General features: G+C 40.3%; 11 protein-coding genes. 2 read left to right on the forward strand and 9 right to left on the reverse strand.

What is annotated here, in order from left to right:
• Positions 1-4: 4 nt before the first annotated feature.
• A complete protein-coding gene (locus tag EJF25_RS12930; RefSeq protein WP_125041499.1) occupies positions 5-3,175 on the reverse strand; it encodes an efflux RND transporter permease subunit in 3,171 nt (1,056 codons plus the stop codon).
• Complete coding sequence (locus EJF25_RS12935) at positions 3,175-4,236, reverse strand: efflux RND transporter periplasmic adaptor subunit (protein ID WP_235016809.1); 1,062 nt, start codon at positions 4,234-4,236, stop codon at positions 3,175-3,177. The genes EJF25_RS12930 and EJF25_RS12935 overlap by 1 nt, the downstream gene beginning before the upstream one ends.
• A gap of 181 nt (positions 4,237-4,417) precedes the next feature.
• Between EJF25_RS12935 and EJF25_RS12940 the strand changes: the two genes are divergently transcribed.
• Complete coding sequence (locus EJF25_RS12940; RefSeq protein WP_125041500.1) at positions 4,418-5,317, forward strand: AraC family transcriptional regulator; 900 nt, start codon at positions 4,418-4,420, stop codon at positions 5,315-5,317.
• 144 nt (positions 5,318-5,461) lie between these two features.
• Here the strand turns inward: EJF25_RS12940 and EJF25_RS12945 are convergent, their stop codons facing one another.
• From EJF25_RS12945 to EJF25_RS12975, 7 genes are all read right to left on the reverse strand, one after another.
• Positions 5,462-7,834, reverse strand: coding sequence for a TonB-dependent receptor (locus tag EJF25_RS12945; RefSeq protein WP_125041501.1), 2,373 nt, complete (start codon positions 7,832-7,834; stop codon positions 5,462-5,464).
• Positions 7,835-7,995: 161 nt separating this feature from the next.
• Positions 7,996-8,598: a response regulator transcription factor gene (locus EJF25_RS12950; protein WP_125041502.1), complete on the reverse strand. Its 603-nt coding sequence runs from the start codon at positions 8,596-8,598 to the stop codon at positions 7,996-7,998.
• On the reverse strand, positions 8,595-9,422 hold the full coding sequence (locus EJF25_RS12955; RefSeq protein WP_125041503.1) for a hypothetical protein: 828 nt from the start codon (positions 9,420-9,422) through the stop codon (positions 8,595-8,597). Before EJF25_RS12955 ends, EJF25_RS12950 begins: the two co-directional genes overlap by 4 nt.
• A gap of 148 nt (positions 9,423-9,570) precedes the next feature.
• Complete coding sequence (locus tag EJF25_RS12960) at positions 9,571-10,488, reverse strand: hypothetical protein (RefSeq protein WP_125041504.1); 918 nt, start codon at positions 10,486-10,488, stop codon at positions 9,571-9,573.
• A gap of 39 nt (positions 10,489-10,527) precedes the next feature.
• Positions 10,528-12,186, reverse strand: coding sequence for an NAD(P)/FAD-dependent oxidoreductase (locus tag EJF25_RS12965; RefSeq protein WP_125041505.1), 1,659 nt, complete (start codon positions 12,184-12,186; stop codon positions 10,528-10,530).
• Positions 12,187-12,232: 46 nt separating this feature from the next.
• Positions 12,233-13,600, reverse strand: coding sequence for a DNA repair protein RadA (gene radA, locus EJF25_RS12970; protein WP_125041506.1), 1,368 nt, complete (start codon positions 13,598-13,600; stop codon positions 12,233-12,235).
• A 158-nt stretch (positions 13,601-13,758) separates the two neighbouring features.
• A complete protein-coding gene (locus tag EJF25_RS12975; protein WP_125041507.1) occupies positions 13,759-14,796 on the reverse strand; it encodes an asparaginase in 1,038 nt (345 codons plus the stop codon).
• 407 nt (positions 14,797-15,203) lie between these two features.
• On the opposite strand from EJF25_RS12975, the gene thrA reads away from it, so the two are divergent.
• Positions 15,204-17,639 (forward strand): bifunctional aspartate kinase/homoserine dehydrogenase I, encoded by a 2,436-nt coding sequence (thrA, locus tag EJF25_RS12985; protein ID WP_125041508.1) that lies wholly within the window; start codon positions 15,204-15,206, stop codon positions 17,637-17,639.
• The last annotated feature ends 12 nt before the right edge of the window (positions 17,640-17,651 follow it).

The following is a 17,651-nucleotide window of genomic DNA, read 5'->3' on the forward strand; positions in this document are numbered from 1 at the left end:
TCTTTTATTCATTAGTGGTTTTAGTTGTTTTAGGTCGTGTACGAGGTGGTGTGATATGGAAGAAAGCCGTATAGAACAGAGGCAAAAGTGCCAGTGTAATAATGGTTCCCATAGCAAGGCCACTCATGATGGTGACTGCCATCGACGCGTACATTGGGTCTGTGACTAATGGCAACATACCAAGAATCGTGGTAACAGAGGCCATTATAACCGGGCGAGTACGTGAGACTGTCGCATTGATTACCGCATCATAAGGATGTTGTTGCTCTTCGTTGGTAAGACGTGTAATTTCGTCCACCAGAACGATGGCATTTTTAATCATCATTCCCATCAATCCCATCACACCGATAATTGCCATAAATGTGAATGGCTGTTTGCTTAGGAGCAATGCCGGAGTGATACCGCAGAGAACGAACGGAAAACAAAGCAGGATAAGAATCACTTTCTTCCAGTTGCTGAATAGCAATAGTAAGATGGTCAGAATGATGAATAGAGTAATTGGCCCGTACTTCATCAATCCTTCCATGGAATCACCCTGTTTGGCTATTTCGCCTGACCAGCCTATTGTATAACCTTCCGGTAACTTAATCTTGTTGATTTGGTCTTCAATATCAGCTTTTACTTTGGCAGGAGTAGCTTCCCATTGCGTATAGTCCGGATCACATTCTGCTTCAATATGACGGGAGCCGTTCACGCGAAGTATCATTTGTTCTTCCCAGCCAAGGTCGATATTGCGGGTGACATTACTCATAGGTGCACTTTTATACATATCGTCCTGAATAGCGCCGGAGCTTTTGCTACCTGTAATCAGTTGGTTAATATCGTTATCGTCTACCTTGATGTTGATGTCTGTCCATACCGGAATATCGTTCAGATCTTGAATCTTACTTCCGTCTGCATTGCGAATACGGAAGTTGAGCATTACTTGCTGGTCTTGATCATTGATCACTCCACAAACCATTCCGTCGGTAGCTGCTTGTAATGCATTCCCAATATTAGCACGACTAATACCCGAACGGCGTGCTTCCTGTTCCATGTATTGAGCGGTCAGTGCTTTGCCTGTCGGCTTCCAGTTGTTTTGTACCGAATAGGTATCGACGTATTTGCATTTACGCATAATCTCTTCTGCTTGTTTGGCAAGATCACGGAGTACGGCAGGGTCTGGACCTGTAAATTCCACCTCGACGGTGTGCGTACTGGATATAGAGAAGTTGTATTTACGCGCACGGATATAGGCATCGGGATAACGTTCGCGCAGTTGTTGGCGTATTTTTGGAAGTTCTTCTACCACTGTCTCATAATCGGGACAGTCGATAATTAGTTCCCCGTAACAACCCCCACCACTTGTCATTGGACGAACCAGGCAATAGCGGGCAGGTGCACTTCCCATTGGAGCTGCTACTCGTTCTACGTTCGGATTTTCCTTCACCAGTTTGCTCATTTCCAACAAGTCCTGTTTCACTTGCTCAGGATTAGTCTGATAAGGGGTGAAATATTCGATGACGAATTGTTTGTAACTAAAGTCTGGAAAGAACAAATTCTTGATCTTGGTCATACCGAGGAACGAGGCTATCAATACTACTACTGAGATTCCGATAGTCAGCTTTTTATAATTGATCAGTTTGATGATAATCTTTCTGACAACCCGTTGCATCTTGCCAATTTGCTCTTCATATCCGACTTTGCGTACATGAAGAGGCAATATGTATTTGGTAAACATCGGAACTTGAGTCAGTGCTAATATCCAACTGACGAGCAAACTGACACAAAGTACAAGGAATAAGTCACGGGCATACTCTCCGGCGGTATCTTTGGATAAGAATACGTTCAGGAATGCAGAAGCTGCAATTAGGGTTGCTCCTAATAACGGCATAGCGGTTGCTTTACAAATACGATAAAGGTAGACTTTCGGTCCTAGCCCTCGTGTCCGGTCTACTAAGATACCATCGATGATAACAATGGCATTATCGACCAGCATACCCATTGCAATAATAAAGGCACCTAACGAAATACGCTGTAACGTTGTGCCGCACATCAGCAGGATAGGGAAGGAGCCGGCAATAGTTAATACCAGACCGGCACCGATGATCAATCCGCTTCGGAGGCCCATTGTGAAGATGAGGGCAATGATAACAATAAGAACGGATTCCACTAAATTGACCATGAAGGAGCTAATTGCTTCATCTACTTTATCCGGTTGGAAAAAGATTTTCTCCATATCCATTCCTGCTGGTACATTGGGCATGATTTCTTTCAGTTTGGCTTCCACTGCTTTTCCAACATCCGGTACGATAGCATCGTTCTCCATAGAGATACAAATAGCCAGTGCCTGCTCTCCATCCACAAAGAAACCGTTCTCTTGCGGATCTTTGTAGGTGCGTTCTACTTCGGCAATGTCACCAATACGCATTTGCTTACCGTCTAAAGTCTGAACAATCAGATTCTTAACATCTTCCACACTCTGTGATCGGTTTGTGATTCGTAGCTGTATCTTCTGGTCACCGTCTTGATAGTTTCCTGCATCCACTGTTTTAGTAGCGTCTTGCAGCACACTCATAATCTGTGTCGGGATAATACCGTTGCGGGCTATCTTTTCTTTCGAAAGGGTAATATTGATTACTTCATCCCGGTTGCCATAAATGTTGATTCTCTTTACACCTTTGATACCGAGTAACTCTCGGCGGATCATCTTGGCGTACTTGTACATTTCCGGATATTCGTAACCGTCGGAAGTCAGCGCATAGAACATGCCGTAGACGTCCATCATGTCGTCAATCACAATCGGTTCATAACATCCTTGCGGCAATTTGTTTACAGCACCGCTCACCTTACGGCGGAGTTGGTCGAAATGCTGTTCGATGGCTGTCATCAGTACTGTTTCCTGAAATTCAACAGTGATTTGTGCCATTCCTTTAGTACATTCCGAACTGATTTTCTTTACGTTAGGGATTGTGCGCAATTCGTCTTCCATGACTTGTGCAACCTGCAACTCTACTTCGTGGGCCGTAGCTCCAGGATATACGATTACGACCATCGCCTGTTTTACTCCGATGGCGGGGTCTTCGAGTTTCGGCATTTGCACGAAAGACAGTACTCCTGCAATGAGTAAAGCTGCCATTAGCGACCAGAACAGTGTCGGGCGCTTGATGAAATATTCAGTTAAGGCAAATTTCATTAGAATAGTCCTCCTACATTTGTTTTGTCTGATTCGGGAAGCACATGAACTTTCTCGTTTTCGGTGAGAGAATGCACTCCCGCTTTGATAATTTGTTCATTACCCTGGATACCTTGTGTGATGATGGCTTTTCCTGTGGTATCTATTCCTTGCAATTTTATTTCACGTTTGCTGACGGTGGAATCATTTTCTAATACCCATACATAACTCTTTTCCTGTTCGCTGAAGATTGAGTTTACCGGAAGGGTAAATCTGCTTGCGTCCGGCTGTGCATCTGTCAGTGAGATATTTACCACTACGTTCATACCCGCCGTAAGTTTGGTAGAGTGATTGTCGGTGAGAGACAAGAGCATTTTATAAAGTTGTGTACTGCTTGCTTTTGGGTTAATACTGATGAGCGTAAGAGGATAGCTGACATTTGGTGACAGCGAAGAAGTACAAGAGAAGCCTGAAAACTTATCCTGCTGCATATAAAGGCTGGCTGGGATATCAACTTCTACTTCAATTTTAGAAACATCCAGCAAATTGACAATGGGCGAACCGGCTTGTACCATTTCCGCTTTTTCGTAATTTACTGTTTGTATATAGCCACTGACCGGAGCCTTTAGAGTTGTGTACTCCAGTTTATTCTTATTTATCTGTAATTGTACCCGAAGTTGTTCCAGTCCTGCCATTGCCTTTTCGTAGTCATTTCCGTTAAGGCTCTTTGCCTCGTACAATTGTTTCATACGTTCCACTTCGTTTTTCATCTGGTCATATTGAATCTGATAAGCGTCTACTCCGAGTTGATAATCTTCCTGATCCAACATGGCAATAGTTTGTCCTTGACGTACAAAATCACCTTCTTTTACTAATATCTTATCAATTTGTCCGCCGGTTTTGAATCCTAGGCTAATTTCCCGCGATTCCTTTACTGTTCCCGATAAACTTTTATAAGATACATTACCTAACGCTACTGGTTGGACTAGTTTTACACTTCGTACGAACTTTTCTTCCTTGTTGGTATTACAAGCTGCCAGTAACAAAATCATTGCCGGCATAAACCACCTTTTTACATTCATTGTTGTCGCTTTTTGTTTGATTGAAAAATAATCATTTCATTTTCGACTGCAAAATTCTCTTTTATTTAGGTATGATTCAAGGTAAAAAGGAATGCTTTTTTGGTCATTTAGTCGGATAATATGGATTTTATATTCCAAATAGATTAAATTTGTCGTCAATTATTCTAATTCTCATATAAACATGGACCAAAATATTTTTTTGCTTGATATCTCACATCTCGCCGAAATAGACATGGCTACTTTTATTGAAGGAAAGATTGTATTGTTGGATAATATCGATTCGTCTTCTGCAGGACAAATGGCACAACAGCCGCACAATAGTTTTCCGGTGCAAGCCAGAATGTCTATGGTGTTATTCTGTCTGGAGGGGGAACTACAGATTAGAATTGCTCTGAAGGAATATGTGCTGCATCCGAATATGTTTGTAATCATCATCCCCGGAATTATTTTCGAGGTACTTTCTACTTCGGATGATTTTCGGGGATTCATGGTGGCTACCCGGAATGATTTTATGCCTGTCACGGAGAAAACGACGCAAGTGATGTCTTTTTATAAATGCTTGCAGGAAAAATACTGCTTTACTTTTGAAGAGAAAGATGTGCCGGAGTTTGTGAAGGTATATCGTGCTATAAAAGAGACTCTGCTGGATGAGGAACATCCTTTCCGAATTTCTATTTCACAATCGTACGTTCAGATTATGTATTATCGGATGGCACCGGTAGTGATCAAAGAGGCAGAGTTGCAGTCGAAGTATCCACGTACACGCCAGGAAGAGATTTTTTATAATTTTGTCAGTGCAGTGGAAACCCATTATCGGAAGGAGCGGAGTGTGAAGTTTTATGCGGATTTGCTGTGTCTTTCTCCTAAATATCTTTCTTCTGTTATATATAAGGTCAGTCAGAAATTGGCAGGGGAATGGATTGATGGTTATGTGATTCTGGAGGCGAAAACGTTATTGAAATCGGGAAAGTTGACCATCCAACAGATCAGTGAACAATTGAATTTCCCGAATCAATCTTTTTTCGGAAAGTTCTTTAAGCGGTGTGCGGGGATGTCTCCGAAAGAGTATAAAAATAAATAGCTGTATACTCGCTCTTAATAAGTAATACCCTGTTTATCTTCTCATCAACCTTTAATTGGAGACAAGCCAGAAGTGTTGTTCTATACAGAGATTGATTGAAACAACACTTCTGGTTTTATTGCTAAACAAAAAAAATGGAGCGATTTAGAAACGACAACGGAGATCTATTCCTAATTGTATTGGACGTCCTTGTTGCTTGAAACCTTTATCCATAGTTTCGAAATAGAATACAGCGTAATTTTTGTTTAGCGCGTTGCGTGTCCAGAAACTGATCATAGCATTGCCTATTTCGAAATTTACTCTGCCATTCAGTGTGCCATAGAAAGACTGGCTTGCATTATTTTGTTCTGTCCAGTAGATACGTCCGGCAGCACTGTAGTTTGCTTGGAGAACGATCCGGTCGAAGATACAACGTGGGTTACAAGTGAAAACATATTCACCACCTATATTCAAGGTGTGTTTGGGCACAAATGGTACATATTTACCATTATAGTTTTCTTTCTCTTCGAGATTGCCTTCGGTATCTTCCTGCATAATCACGTAGTTGGTAAAGGTAGCATACGTATATCCGTAGCTGGCGTTTAAACTCAATGCGTTTGTCAGACTGGCGCGAAGGGCGGCCTCGACGCCATAACTACGGCTTTTTCCGGCATTGGTAGTAATACGTCCAAGACCACTTTTGGCAAATTGTGCAACTTGCTGGTCGCGTGTATCCATGTAGAAAGCGGCAAGATCTGCCCAGAGTTTACCTTCCCACAAAGTGAGGTGACTTCCTACTTCGTAGTTCCAGGAATATTCAGGCTTGTATTGGGTCGCTTTGCTAACTTCCGGAAGTTTATCTTTTAGTTTTTGAATCATACCTGCCATTTTTGAGAATTTGGGATCGGCAGCTAATGCGTCTAACATTGAATTTTTTAGAGCACCGGTTGCCAGATCGGAAAACATTTGAATGTTATAGCCCCCTGAACGATAACCTTTAGAGACTGTGGTGTATATGTTATTTCCTTTTTTCCATTCGTATTGGATAGCGAACTTGGGAAGTAATTGCATATAGTCGATGGATTCCTTACCCATAAAAGTACTCATAGCTTCCAGACCACTACTGCTAAGGCTTGCTACTGAGAAATCGAAATTTAAAGGGTCGCTGACAGAGTTATAGTCCATTTTTAGTTTTTCATAGTCTAGTCGCAATCCGATTGTGGCTGATAATCCTTCGGTTAGAATATTATTAAAGGTGGATTGATGGAAAACTGCTCCGTTCAATATGGGAGTGTCGAACTTGCCACCTACTGTTAAAGTTTGATTATTAGCAGTCATTTTCATTGGCGGAGCGCCTGTTAAACCGCTAAAGATATCATTTGTTTTCTTTTCGATCATTGTTTTCACCCCATCTCTCCGAAATTGTACCGGACCGCTTGTATGTAGCCATTGGTAAAATCCAGAAACACCGGTGGCCCATTGCCAATTACTTCCCGGTTTCGATTTGAAAGTAATTTCTTCTGAGATCGTATTTGCTCTTTGTTTTTGTTCCAATATATAAATATCTTCTTCTGTAAAATCCTGATCGAGGAACATGCGGTCATTTAGGTTTTGGTAGCCGGTGGCTGTACTGAGAATGAATTGATTAGCCTGGTATTCCAGATTTACTCCTGCATTCAATAGTCCACGATGGTAACTGCTACGATTGTCATAGGATATTTTACCGATATATTCCGGACGCTTTTCTTCTCCTGTTATGGCTCCTGTATATTCATAGGGATATCCACCTTGATCACCATATTCATAATTGAGAGTCATGTCTACTTTCAATTTCTCCGTTGGAAGATAGATTCCACGAAAGCGTCCACCGCCTGTATTACTACGGTCTACTCTTTCGTTGTTGCGCGCTACGTTTTTGAAGAACCCTCCTGTATGCTCATAAAATCCTCCGGTAGAAAAAGCAAATTTGTCGGAAATGCGATGATAGTGAGTCAACGAAACATTATAGTCATTATAGGTCGCTGCTCCCATACGAATATCTGTTCCTTGATAGGTGAACGGTGATTTAGTATGTACTTTGATAAGTCCGCCCATTGTGTTACGTCCGTAGAGTGTTCCCTGAGGACCGCGAAGAATATCGATACGTTCAATATCACAATAGTTGAAGTCAAAAGCCGACTTGTCGATATAGGGGATATTATCTACATAAAGTCCTACGGAAGGAGTATTGATGCGTGAACCGATTCCGCGGATATAAATAGAGGTAGTCAATTTAGAACCATAATCCGGAATGAATAGATTGGGAACAATGGCTGACAGGTTTTTGACAGATTTTATTTGATTGGCTTGCATGTCTTTTTGAGACAAGAGTGTTGAGGCCATAGGTAATTCGCGCAGTTTACGATTCTCTTTCGGAGCGGCAATCACTACTACTTCTTCAATATCTACTACTTTCAGTGAGTCTTTCGGGAAATCTTCTCCCCATGCTGTCCCTGTCGTTAAAAGAGTGAGGACAATCAGGATATTTTTTTTCTTCATTTGCAGTTATTTTGTCAGGTGCAAATTAAAGACAAATATTCTGGTTAGTCAATCCTCATTTATTAGGATATTGGCTTCGGATAGTAAATTCTGTGATTATCCTGAACGATGTCTGATAGATACTCGTATACAATTCTGCATCTACATGCTGATTTCACTGTTTATATCCGGTCGGCTTCTACGTAACCATTCATCACTGCATAGATTGTCAAACCGGATACAGATTTGATTCCGAGTTTTTCTGTAATATTTTTCCGGTGTGTAATAACAGTTGTTAAGCTGATATTCAGTTTGTCGGCTATCTCTTTGTTGATTAACCCTTTTGTGATGAGTACGAGTACTTCAATCTCACGAGGAGAAAGAATTTCCTGATGAGGCTCAACTGTATGGATTGGTGGCATATCTTTTACCGGATAACCGTTGTGATGAGCGTGTTGGTGCAGTTTCAGAATGTTTTTTACTAGCTCCTCTTCGGGTTCGTAGATATTTAAAACCGGAATTCCGGAAAGCTGGAATTGTGGACTGTCACTTGCCAGTACAATTGTTTTTCGTTTCCGCGGAAGAAAAAAAACATTGTGTTCTACGTAGATTTGTACTGAAATAAAATAATGAGCATACATGTCTGGGGTATCGTCCATTAATTCATTAAAACTGTGGAAAATACGGATGATTGCCATTGGAATGATTTCTTCCAATATGGACTTTAACCCTAAGCAAGTGAGAGTGTTTGCCTCTACAATAGCTATTTCCGGTTGATGGTTCATAATTTTTGTTGTTTAAACAATGTTTCGAAATCTATTTCATCAAATTTGAAAACACTCTCATTGAAGAATTTGTGTCTTGGACAGTCACATATAATCATATCAAAATCTTTTGCAGATTCAATTGGAATCATTAGCTCATATTTGGATTTGTCTTTTTCCCGGTATTCCCAGATTGCCACTTTCTTTTGAACATCGATTATATGGATGTATATTTGACTAGGTTCGGTGGGAGAGTCCTGTATTTTGTTCTCCAGTTCAATGTGGTAAAGTGACTCAGATTTCTTTTCTAATTTCTGTATACCAGAGAAATAGTATTCCATACCATAATATGCATATGTGGAATCTGTAAGGAAACGTCGGAAAGGCATATCTACTTCACAAGGATCGAAGATATAATATTGGTTTTGGTATAAGTGCAGAGGTATCCAGTCGGTTGGTAAATCAAGCAGGTCAATTTTATGTAATGGTGGCATTTGTTGCTCTAGTCTGTAACTATTCCATCCATCCAACTGGTTCATGTCGTTTTCGGGATCAAATATAGGCTGAGATATCTTTTTATAAGATATAGAGTTTTTATCAGGTTCAATGAAAATGTTCGCATTCAAGTATTCTTTCCCATCTTCTTTATCAAACTCTTTGAGGAAGAAAGTGGTATCATTCTCAATAAAATGTCCCATAACAATTATATTATAATTATCATTGAGCACAGTATCTTTGAACTCTTTGGGAGTATGGGCACATTTTATCACTTTTACTTGCTGACAGCCTATGATTCCACTTAAGAATAGGGCACTTAATATAGTAAGCAATATTGTTTTCATCATTTTTATGTGTTACATGAAAATCCGTTAGCGGGATTGATTGGTTAATGAATTGTTTAGTAAAAGGTTGTGAGTAATCTAATTAGCGCGCTAAGTTCGATAAATCAGTTGTTATATACAAATGTTTTATAAGATTGTCTGAAATATTATGTTATTGTTCCTGTTGTTTAAATAAAGAATCGAAGTCAATCTCATCAAAATCAACATTGGTATCTTCTGGCATATCAGTAGAATTCCAGCATATTGCATCGAGTAGAGGAGCTGTATCTTTAGCTATATATAATGTGTGCCATTTTCTGCCACTCTCTTGATCATCCGTTGTGATAATAGCTATTTTACGTTCTGCATCTATTATTTGCAAGTCAAGATGACATCGATTATCATAGCGTATTAAATCAAAAAGATAGTGAGTTGGGCTAACTCGTTTAAATGATTGAATGATGTAAGGAACTGGACCGTCCATATCTCGTTTAATATATAAGGAATCAGTAAAGAAAGAAGTGTAATAAGCATATAACTCATTCATATAATATGTGTTTTGAAAAGAGCAAATTGGAATCCAGGTTTTTGGAAAGTCATCGGATAATGTATGCTTAGGGAAAGCTTGTGGATGCTTTTCTCGGAGATATTTTAATTGATAATCAAAATCTTCTACATCCGAATGATCTGATAGATATGTAGAGGCATAATTAAGTACTTGTTGGTAACTTTTCGATTGGCGATCTCTTTCAATATAGATATCTTCATATTCAGGACACCCATTGTAAGCATTTGTTGCAGACCGATATAAAAATGTGGTATCATTTTCTACAAATGGACCTTTCTTTGCATAACGGTAAATGCTTTTCTTTAAAGAATTGGTAGGTGTGGACACAATCGAATCTGTAAGGGTAGCTTCTACAGTATCAACACTTTGTGTCGGTATTACTTCTGTAATTTCGACATTTGTATTATTATTGTCAGCCATAGCAACCGTTTGTGTATTACTACCAGGGCTTTTGGATGTACAAGACATCATTCCGAACAGTAACCCTACTGTTAGTCCAATGAAAATAAATGTGTGTTTCATGTCTTATTTTTTTTGTTAGTTTTTTCTATTGTGAATCAGCTATATTTTAGTTTCCTGATAGAGAGCGGCAGCTTCTGCGCATCTCTCCCCATCCACTCCTGCGGAAACAATCCCACCTGCATAGCCGGCACCTTCTCCACAAGGGAATAACCCGCGAATAGTTACGTGCTGCAATGTATCTTTATCCCGTACGATCCGGACAGGAGAAGAGGTACGTGTTTCCACACCAATCATAACAGCTTCGTTCGTAAGGAATCCATGACAACTTTTACCAAATTGCTGAAATCCAAGTGACAATCGCTTGCTAATAAACTCAGGCATCCAGAAATGAAGTGGAGAAGAGATCAATCCCGGACTGTAAGAAGACTCCGGCAAATCATAACTTAACTTCTTACGAGTGAAATCCAACATTCGTTGTGCCGGTGCTGTTTGCCGTCTGCCTCCTTGCAACCAACATTGCCGCTCCAATTCTTCCTGAAAATGCAAAACCGGAAGAATCTGAGAATTAATAGTTGAAAGTTGTGCCTTTGTAAGAGCCGGATTAAAAGCAAGCAACTGCTCATCCTGTTGTGCAGCCAATTCTTCATTCTTCATTCTTAATTCTTCATTTGCCACCTCTTGCGGTTGGATTTCCACAACCATTCCCGAGTTACTCCATCGTGAACCCCGATTAGAGGGAGACATACCGTTTACCACTACCTGTTTTGGTCCGCTGGCTGCGGGGACAATGAATCCACCGGGGCACATACAGAAACTATATACTCCACGTCCTTCTATCTGAGTGACAAAGCTATATTCGGCAGCAGGGAGATATTTCCCTCTTCCGTTTTTATTGTGATACTGTATCTGATCAATAAGAATAGCCGGATGTTCCAAACGAACACCTACGGCAATTCCTTTTGCTTCGATAGTCACACTATTTGCTGCTAACCAACGGTATACATCTCTTGCAGAATGTCCTGTTGCCAGTATTACTGGTCCTAAAAATGTTTTTCCTGTATTTGTCTCTATTCCTTTAACTTCGTTATTCTCAATAATTAAAGCATCCATTCGTGTCTGAAAATGTACCTCACCGCCGCATTCGATAATTGTATTTCTCATGTTCTCAATGACACGTGGGAGTTTATCTGTCCCTATGTGTGGGTGTGCATCCACTAATATAGCAGTAGCAGCTCCATGCTGACAGAATACATTCAGAATTTTATCAACATTTCCTCTTTTCTTGCTTCGGGTATAGAGTTTACCATCTGAATAAGCTCCCGCACCTCCTTCTCCAAAACTATAATTGGACTCAGGATTTATCAGGTGTTCCCGGCTGATTTGCGCCAGATCTTTTTTCCGTTCACGTACATCTTTTCCACGTTCCACAATTACCGGTCGCATTCCGAGTTCAATAAGACGTAATGCTGCAAATAATCCTCCGGGACCTGCACCGACTACGATTACTTGTGGCTTCCCTTCTACATTATTATATATAGTATGTTCATATTCATCGTCTGTAGGTATCTCATTGAGGTAGATGCGGACTTTCAGATTGACAAAAATAGTACGTTGGCGAGCATCAATGCTACGTTTTAATATACGGGTAGCAGTAATGTTACGGAGATTCAGCCCCTTCTCTTTCACAAGATATTCTTTTAATAGTTGTTCGTCAGCTGCAATTTCGGGGAGAATGCGGAGTTGATATTCTTGGATCATTAATAGTCGATTTATTATATGATTACGATTTCTAGCTTATTTAATTTTATCCGAATAATGCCCGGAAAGCTTCTTCTACTTTTCTCACCGGCACTAATTCTATTTTGAGTTTTTGGGTATCTATCCCTTGCAGATTATATTTAGGCAATAAGAATCGTTTGAATCCCAGCTTCTCAGCTTCTCCGATACGTTGCTCGATTCGGTTTACCGGGCGTATTTCTCCTGACAAACCGATTTCACCTGCCATACAAACTTCCGGTTCGATAGCTGCATCCATATTGGAAGAAAGAATAGCACTGATGACTGGCAGATCAATAGCAGGATCATTTACTTTCAGTCCTCCGGCAATATTCAGAAAAACATCTTTTTGTGCCAGTTTAAAGCCGACACGTTTCTCAAGCACAGCCAGCAGCATATTCATTCTTCGTATATCAAAGCCGGTTGCCGAACGTTGAGGGTTTCCATAAACAGCCGAACTCACCAAAGCCTGTGTTTCAATCAGAAACGGACGGACTCCTTCGATGGCGGAAGCAATAGCAACACCGCTCATCCCTTCATGATCCTGACTTAGTAATAATTCCGAAGGATTACTAACCTGACGCAAACCATCCTGACGCATTTCGTAAATACCCAATTCCGCTGTACTTCCGAAACGATTCTTGATGCTACGGAGAATACGATACATATAATGTTGGTCTCCTTCGAACTGAAGGACAGTATCTACGATATGTTCCAGCACTTTCGGTCCGGCAATACTTCCTTCCTTATTTATATGTCCGATTAAAAATACCGGAGTATGGGTTTCTTTGGCAAAACGAAGAATAGAAGCTGAGCATTCGCGTACCTGAGCAATGCTTCCGGGAGAAGATTCTATATTTTCCGTTGAAATAGTCTGTATAGAATCTATAATGACCAGATCCGGAGAAGTGTTTTTTATATGCACATAAATCTGTTCCAATGAAGTCTCGCAAACAATGAGACAATCACTGGAAATATCGGATAGACGATCGGCACGAAGTTTTAATTGCCGGGCACTTTCTTCTCCTGATATATAAAGAATCCTCCTTTCCGGCATTCGGAGGACAGTTTGCATTACTAGAGTTGATTTTCCGATTCCTGGTTCGCCTCCAATCAATACTAATGAGCCCGGTACAAGTCCGCCACCTAATACACGGTTTAATTCATCATCGTGCATATTAATACGCGGTTCATCGTCTGCTTCTATTTCGCCGAGAGTAAGAGGTTTTGCTTTTTGAGTTTCGATACCGGAAACCGGGCGTCGGTTCGTTGGCTCTTTTCGTACAATCTCTTCCACATACGTGTTCCACTCTCCACACGATGGACATTTTCCTACCCATTTGGGAGACTCTTGCCCACAGTTGCTGCATATATATACTGTCTTTTCTTTAGCCATTATTTTGTAATTCAGGTTAGAAAATAACTTTACTCAGGTTGCTTTTTGGACAAAAGTAAGTATAAATACCTCAAAGCACAAAACAAATCTCACTGATTGTTTGTAAACTGGCAGAGAAAATTATTCGGTTAATAAAGATGGCTCCGACCTTCTTTCTGTTAAATCGTTATTTCTCCAGCCATTGATCGATTCATTCGGTCACGTACCTCATCCGGTGTATAACCATGTCCCAGCAGGAACATTAATTTGGTTACTGCTGATTCAGTTGTACTGTCATAACCACAGACAACTCCTGCTTGTAACAATTGATACCCTGTTTCATACCGCTCCATTTCTACCATTCCGGCATTGCACTGTGTTACATTGACTATCACAATTCCTTGTGCACTAGCCTGGCAAAGCCGCCGTATAAACCACTCTTTTCGTGGAGCATTACCTGAACCGTATGTTTCGAGTACCACAGCTTTCAATCCTTCAATTCCCAGAATCGTAGCAACCACATTTTCCTGAATACCAGGGAAAAGTTTAAGTACTACCACATTGGTATCCAGTAAATAATGAGGTTTTAATTTCCGTTCCTCTTTATAAGTACGAATTTGCACATTATTATATTTAATATGGATACCTGCTTCCGCCAATACCGGGTAATTAAACGAACGGAACGCATTGAAATTCTCCGCGTTCATTTTTGTAGTACGGTTTCCTCTCATTAAATGGTTTTCAAAGAAAATGCAGACTTCTGGTACAAGAGGTTTCCCTTCTTTGGTTTGTGCAGCTGCAATTTCAATGCTTGTCATTAGGTTTTCTTTTCCATCCGTTCGTAATACTCCGATGGGGAGTTGAGAACCGGTCAATATAACGGGCTTTTCCAGGTCTTCCAACATAAAACTTAATGCAGAAGCAGTGTAAGCCATCGTATCTGTGCCGTGCAAAATAACAAAGCCATGATAACGATTGTAGTTCTCTTGGATAATATGTACCAATTTTCTCCACATATCCGGTTCCATATCCGAAGAATCCATAGGAGGATCAAACTGATATGTGTCGATTGGGAAGTTGAATTTCTGTAGTTCAGGTATCTGTTTTTGCAGTTGTTCGAAGTTGAAGTTTTCGAGTGCGCCTGTTTGAGCGTTTTCGATCATTCCAATCGTGCCGCCGGTGTATATTAACAATACGGAAGTATATGGTGAATTCATAGGTTGATTTTATGCTTATATTTTCTGCAAATATAGCAATATAATCCATATTCAATAACAATATGTCATAAAAGTGCGAGGGCACTCCAGAGAGTGAGAAAGAGCAAAGATTCTTTTTATTAGAAAAATATAGAAAAATGTGATAGATTGAATGTTTTTATTATTACTTTTGCGACACTTATCAAAAACAATAGTAGAACAAAGGACAATGATGAATTACTATCCACATACAGTCACATCCATGTGCATGTGCACCATGACCCTTAGGGGTTGAGGATAGTTTTGTGTGTCTACGTGATTCACGCCTTGGAAAAAGGCAAAATTCAATTTATAATATTTTCGTAAAACAACCAATCGTACTGTATTTTAAGATATATACAGGACATTGCATTTAAATAAGTATCTTCATGAAAGTAATGAAATTCGGCGGAACGTCCGTAGGTTCCGTGAACAGCATTTTAAGCGTAAAGAGAATTGTTGAGTCGGCAAGTGAGCCGGTAATCGTAGTTGTGTCCGCATTAGGAGGCATCACTGACAAATTGATAAATACATCGAAGATGGCAGCAGCCGGGGATTCTGCTTATGAAGGTGAATTCCGTGAGATTGTTTATCGTCATGTGGAAATGATAAAGGAGGTTATTCCTGCCGGGGAAGGACAAGTGGCATTGCAACGTCAGATCGGTGAGTTGCTAAATGAATTAAAGGATATTTTCCAGGGGATTTATCTGATTAAGGACCTTTCGCCGAAGACTTCGGATACCATTGTCAGTTATGGTGAGCGTCTCTCTTCTATCATCGTTGCCGAATTGATTGACGAAGCTGAATGGTTTGACTCACGCACTTTTATTAAGACTGAAAAAAAACATAATAAGCATACTATCGACGCTGATCTGACTAATGAGTTGGTAAAGAAAGCTTTTCGCTCCATACCGAAAGTAGCTTTGGTGCCGGGATTTATTTCATCCGATAAAATGACGGGAGATGTGACGAACCTTGGTCGTGGTGGTTCGGATTATACGGCTGCTGTTATAGCTGCTGCGCTTGATGCGGATGCTTTAGAGATATGGACGGATGTGGATGGCTTTATGACTGCCGATCCGCGTGTCATTTCTACTGCTTATACAATTTCTGAATTGAGTTATGTAGAGGCTACCGAGCTTTGTAATTTTGGTGCTAAAGTAGTTTATCCACCTACTATTTATCCGGTATGCCATAAGAATATTCCTATTTTAATTAAGAATACCTTCAATCCCGAAGGAGTAGGAACCATCATTAAACAAGAAGTATCCAATCCTCACAGCAAAGCTATTAAAGGTATTTCTTCTATCAATGATACTAGTTTGATTACTGTTCAGGGGCTCGGTATGGTAGGTGTGATCGGAGTCAATTACCGTATCTTTAAGGCTTTGGCAAAGAATGGTATTAGTGTATTCCTTGTTTCACAGGCTTCATCCGAGAATAGTACTTCTATTGGTGTTCGTAATGCTGATGCAGATCTGGCTTGCGAAGTATTGAATGAAGAGTTTGCTAAGGAAATAGAAATGGGTGAGATCTCACCCATTCTTGCTGAGAGAGATTTGGCAACAGTTGCTATCGTAGGTGAGAATATGAAACACACTCCGGGTATTGCAGGTAAACTGTTCGGAACATTGGGACGTAACGGTATTAATGTAATTGCTTGTGCACAAGGTGCTTCAGAAACAAATATATCTTTTGTTGTTGATGGAAAATCATTGCGTAAATCGTTGAACGTTATTCATGATTCGTTCTTCTTGTCCGAATATCAGGTACTCAATCTGTTTATTTGTGGTATCGGAACAGTGGGAGGAAGTTTGGTGGAACAGATACGGTCTCAGCAAGAGAAATTGATGGTGGAAAACGGATTGAAGTTGCATGTTGTAGGTATTATAGATGCTACAAAGGCAATGTTCAGTCGTGCCGGTTTCGACCTGGCTAATTATCGTGAGATACTGAATGAGAAAGGAGAAGATAGTAATCTTCAAAGCATTCGTGATGAAGTGATTGGTATGAATATTTTTAATTCGGTATTTGTAGATTGTACGGCAAGTGCAGAGATTGCATCACTCTATAAGGACTTCCTGCAACATAATATATCTGTAGTAGCTGCCAATAAGATTGCTGCTTCTTCGGCTTACGATAATTATCGTGAATTGAAAACAATTGCTCGTCAGCGTGGAGTAAAATACTTGTTTGAAACAAACGTAGGCGCGGGACTTCCGATTATTAATACGATTAATGACCTGATTCATAGTGGTGATAAGATTCTGAAAATTGAAGCTGTACTATCGGGTACATTGAACTATATATTTAATAAAATCAGCGCTGATATTCCTTTTAGCCGTACGATAAAGATGGCACAGGAAGAACGATATTCTGAACCCGATCCACGTATTGATTTAAGTGGTAAGGATGTTATCCGTAAGCTAGTGATTCTGGCACGTGAAGCCGGATATCGTATTGAGCAGGAAGATGTTGAAAAGAATCTTTTTGTTCCGAATGATTTCTTTGATGGTACGTTAGAAGATTTCTGGAAGAAGGTTCCAAGTCTTGATGCTGATTTCGAGGCTCGTCGCCAGGTTTTGGAGAAAGAGCATAAACATTGGCGTTTTGTAGCTAAACTGGAGAATGGAAAAGCTTCTGTCGGTTTGCAGGAAGTAGACTCCAATCATCCGTTCTACGGATTGGAAGGCAGTAACAATATTATTTTGCTTACTACAGAACGTTATAAAGAATATCCGATGATGATTCAAGGATACGGTGCCGGTGCTGGAGTAACGGCTGCCGGAGTATTTGCTGATATCATGAGTATCGCAAACGTCTAACATCATTCTTCA

Source organism: Bacteroides faecalis (assembly GCF_003865075.1).
Taxonomy (GTDB): domain Bacteria; phylum Bacteroidota; class Bacteroidia; order Bacteroidales; family Bacteroidaceae; genus Bacteroides; species Bacteroides faecalis.